The organism is Longimicrobiaceae bacterium (assembly GCA_035936415.1).
Taxonomy (GTDB): Bacteria; Gemmatimonadota; Gemmatimonadetes; order Longimicrobiales; family Longimicrobiaceae; genus JAFAYN01.
Genome location: DASYWD010000497.1, coordinates 1 through 4185, shown reverse-complemented (window position 1 = coordinate 4185; position 4185 = coordinate 1). Strand labels below are relative to the sequence as shown.

Genomic DNA, 4185 nt, shown 5'->3' with positions numbered 1-4185 from the left:
GCCCTGGCCCCGGCCGCGCCCGTGGGCGCCGGTGCGGTGGTGGTCCCCGGCCCCGGGCCGGCCCCGTCCGCCGGGGAGCCCCCGGCCGACGACGCAGCTTCGGCCGGGGTTTCCGTCCTCCCCGAGCTGGGGCGGATTCAGGTGGTGCTGACCTCCCCTTCCCCCGATCTGCGCATCCGCGTGCGGCTCACCGACGACTCCTACTCCGACGTGCGCGCCACCGGGGCGGCGGCCGGGGCGCGCTTCCGCACCGGTCCGGGCCGCGTGGAGGTGCTCGGCGCCACGGGCGGCGAGGTGGAGGTGGTCCTCCCCCGCACCGCCCGCAGCGCGACGGTCGAGGTGGACGGCCGTCCGTACTTCCGCAAGGACGGCGACGGCATCCGGCTCCTCGCCCCCGCCTCGGACAGCTCCGGCTCCGAGGTCGTCTTCACGGTCCGTCCGTAGCCGCCGCTCCGGCTGCTCCACTCCATCCCTGTTCCACGGATCCCACGTGTCCATCGCAGCACTCCTCCTCCTCGCCCTCCTCCCCGCCGCCGAAATCCACGGCACCGTGCGGGCGGACGGGCCCGGCACCCCCATCCCCCGCGCCACCGTCCAGGTGGTGGAGCTGGGCCGCAGCGTCACCGCGGACGAGCGGGGGTACTTCGTCCTGCGCGGGGTGGAGCCGGGGCGCTGGACGGTGCGCGCCTCCGCCATCGGCTACCGCCCGCACGCGGTGGTGGTGCAGACGTCCGGGAGCGGCTCCGTGCGCCTGGACTTCGACCTCCACGCCGAAGCGGTGCGGCTGGACCCGGTGGAGGTGCGGGGGCGGGAGACGGCCACCGCCGCCGCGGGCGCGGCGTCCGCCGGGCCCGGGGAGACCCGCCTGGAGGGCCGCGCCGTCCGGCTGACCCCGGCGCTCGCCGAGGCGGACGTGCTGCGGGCCGCGCAGTCGCTCCCCTCGGTGGCCGCCATCTCCGACTTCTCCAGCGCGCCGTACGTGCGCGGCGGCTCCCCGGACCAGAGCCTGATCTCGCTGGACGGCGTCCCGCTCTACAACCCCTACCACCTGGGCGGGCTCTTCGGGGCCATCGACCCGGACGCGGTGGAGTCGGTGGGCGTGCTCGCGGGCGCCTTCCCCGCGGGGACGGGCGACCGGATCTCCAGCGTGATGGAGGTCCGCACCCGCGAAGGGGCGCGCGACAGTCTCCGCGCCACCGGGGCGGTGGGGCTGATCTCCTCGCGTTTCGGGATCGACGGGCCGCTCCCCGGCGGCAGCGGCAGCTTCCTCTTCTCCGGGCGCCACACCTACCTGGACCTGGCCACCCGGGGCGCGGCGGCGCTGGACATCATCCCCACGCACCTGCCGTACGGCTTCTCGGACGCCCACCTCAAGGTGGACCGCGACGTGGGCGCGCTGGGCCGCCTCTCGCTCTCCGGCTACATCAACGACGAGACGCTGGTCTTCCGGGAGGACGGCGAGAACCAGGTCCTGGACTTCGACTGGGGGTCCAAGGCGGTAGGGCTCCGCCTCTGGCGGCCGTTCGGCGCCCGCCTGGCGGGGGAGCTCCGCGCCGGGTACAGCGGCTTCGGGGGACGCTTCGACGCCAGCGAGTACGAGTGGAGCAACGAGAAGCAGCGCTACGGCGACACGCTCGTCCACCAGTTCCAGGCGAGCACCGGGATCGACAACGCCCTCCTGGGCGCCGGGGCGACCTGGTACGGGCGCCGGCACCAGCTCCGTGCCGGGGCGCAGCTCGACGCGTACCGCTTCCGGCACCGCGTCCGCCCCGGCGAGGAGGACCTGGAGGACTTCGTCCCTGCGTTCCTGCAGGAGGACCGCCCCGTCACCCTGGCCGCGTACCTGGAGGACGAGTGGAAGCCGACGGACGCCCTGTCGCTCCGGGCCGGCGTCCGGGTGATGGGCGCCGGAGAGCGCGGGACGGTGTGGATGCCGCGCCTGGGGCTCCGCTACGCGCTCGCGCCCTCCGTCTCGCTGTGGGCGGGTGCGGGGCGCTCCGCGCAGGTGATGCACAGCCTGCACGACGCGGAGTCGCTCACCACCTCCGTGGTGGCGTACGACATCCTGGCCGCGGTCCCGGAGGAGATGGGCCTCACCGTCGCCGACGACGTGGTGCTCGGAGGCGAGTGGACCGGGGGCGGCCTCGGGCTCCGGGTGGAAATGTACGAGAAGCGGTTCCGCAGCGTCCCCGTCACTCCCATCCCGGAGGATCCGCTCGGCCGCGGGCTGGTGGTGCCGGAGGGGTTCGGGAAGGGGACGGGGACGGCCCGCGGCCTGGAGGTGATGGCGCGGTACGCCGGGGGCGGAGGGGGCCTCGCCTTGGCCTACACCCTGGCGAGGGCCGAGCGGGAGCTGGACGGCGTCCGCTACACCCCGCGCTTCGACCGGCGCCATACGCTGGACCTGAACGGCTTCGCGGCGCTCGGGGGCCGGGGGCAGCTCAGCGCCCGGCTGGTCCTGGCCAGCGGTCAGCCGTACACCCCCGTGGTCGGGGTGATGAGCAGCTACCCGCTCTCCGGGGGAACCGGGGGGTTCGGAGACTATCACTCCCTCGTGCCCATCATGGGCGACCACAACTCCGCCCGGCTTCCCGGCTACTTCCGCCTGGACCTCGGCGCGCGCAGGGACTACGCGCGGCGCTGGTTCGGGCGTCGGACGACCGTCACCCCCTATTTCCAGGTGCTCAACGTGCTCAACACCCGCAACGTGCTCTTCGCCTGGCCGGAGACGGGATGGGTGACGGACGACCCGCGCCAGGCCGGCGGCATGAAGCTGCAGTACGCGCCGCAGCTCCCGGTATTCCCCACCTTCGGCGTGGAGTGGAGGTTCTGATGGGCCGCGCTTCACTCGGGCTGCTCGGGCTGCTCGGGCTGCTCCTCGCCGGCTGCGAGCTCCTGCGGCCCCCCACCGACATCGACGTGCCGGACCAGGTCCAGCTCCACTACGTGCTCAGGGCGGGCTCCGACACGGTCGCGGTGCTGATCGAGGAGGCCGGCACGCGCGCAGGAGCGCTCGGCGTCCGGCCGGTCTCCGGGGCGCGGGTGCGCATCGCGGGAGGCGGCGTGGAGGTGGAGCTGCGGGAGGCGCCTACGGGGTTCCCCGCCTGCAAGACGCTCCCGAACTTCGGGTTCGAGCAGCCCACCACTCCCACGGCCATCCAGTCCGGCTGCTACGCGGCCGTCCTCCCCGGCGGCGTGCGCGTGGGGGAGACCTACACGCTCCGCGCGGAGCTTCCGGGAGGCGGGCTCGTGACCGGGCGGAACACCGTCCCGCGCCCGCCGGAGGTGGTGCGCCCGGCCGAAGGGGGCCGGCTCCGGATCCGGCGCCCCCCGCACGATTCCTGGGGCGAGATCGTCCCCTTCGCCGTGACGTGGCGGATCGAGGCGCCAGGCGAGCAGGTGGCGCTGCGGGTCCTGAACGGCACGGCGTACCGGGGCGGCGCGGCCGCCCCCGGTGTCCGGTGCGACCTGTACGTGACGGATGAGGGCGATCGGCTCCGGGGGGATGGCGTGCTGAGTGGAATCGGCGGGGACTCCATCGTCCTCCGGGGAGCGATGCCCGGCTGCCGGTCCGGGTCGCCGTCGCAGGCGCCGGTGCGGCCCGACTCGGTCGACGCGGCCATCCACCTGGTCGTGCTGGACACCGCCCTGGCCCGGTACGGCCGCCTCACGAGCCAGCAGGGGATCCGGGCAGAGCACGCCTCCATCGGAATCACCGGGGCGAACGGCGTGTTCGGCAGCACGGCCGCGGCATCCCGGAGCATCCGGTTCGTCTTCGAAGCCCCCTGAGGCACCCGCCGCGCCCTCCCGGCGCGGCGCCGAAAATGCATGGCTCCGCGGTCCGTATCCCGAACGGCCGAAAGGCCCGCCCAATCGCGAGCCCCCGGAGTCATGCAGAGGATCGTCTGCCGGAACTGCGGCGCGGAGATCCCCGCCGCCCGAGCTTCGTGCCCAGCCTGCGGCGCGTCCCGCGAGCACACGGGGAGCCCCGCCGGATGGGAGCCCCCCGCTACGCGCCGCGTGGCGTTCCTTGCCGGGATCCTGCTGGCGCTGCTCATCCTGGCCGCGCTCGCGTGGAGGCTCGCCGACTCGCGGCGGAGCCCGCTGGAGGCGCCCGCCCCCATCCTCCCCATCGGAGGCGGGGACCGTTAGCTAAAAGAGGGGCCCGGCCGATCCGGCCGGGCC

At 74.8% G+C, this 4185-nt stretch carries 4 protein-coding genes; all 4 read left to right on the top strand.

Annotation, left to right across the window (positions count from 1 at the left end; translation table 11 throughout):
* On the top strand, positions 1 to 444 hold a 444-nt coding region (locus VGR37_20075), incomplete at its 5' end, for a hypothetical protein (GenBank protein ID HEV2149709.1).
* A gap of 46 nt (positions 445 to 490) precedes the next feature.
* Entirely contained in the window at positions 491 to 2833 is a 2343-nt protein-coding gene (locus VGR37_20070) for a TonB-dependent receptor (GenBank protein ID HEV2149708.1), read from the top strand.
* A complete protein-coding gene (locus tag VGR37_20065) occupies positions 2833 to 3789 on the top strand; it encodes a DUF4249 family protein (GenBank protein HEV2149707.1) in 957 nt (318 codons plus the stop codon). The genes VGR37_20070 and VGR37_20065 overlap by 1 nt, the downstream gene beginning before the upstream one ends.
* 102 nt (positions 3790 to 3891) lie before the next feature.
* Positions 3892 to 4152 carry a zinc-ribbon domain-containing protein gene (locus VGR37_20060; GenBank protein HEV2149706.1) on the top strand — a complete coding sequence of 87 codons (261 nt, stop codon included), beginning with the start codon at positions 3892 to 3894 and terminating at the stop codon, positions 4150 to 4152.
* The last annotated feature ends 33 nt before the right edge of the window (positions 4153 to 4185 follow it).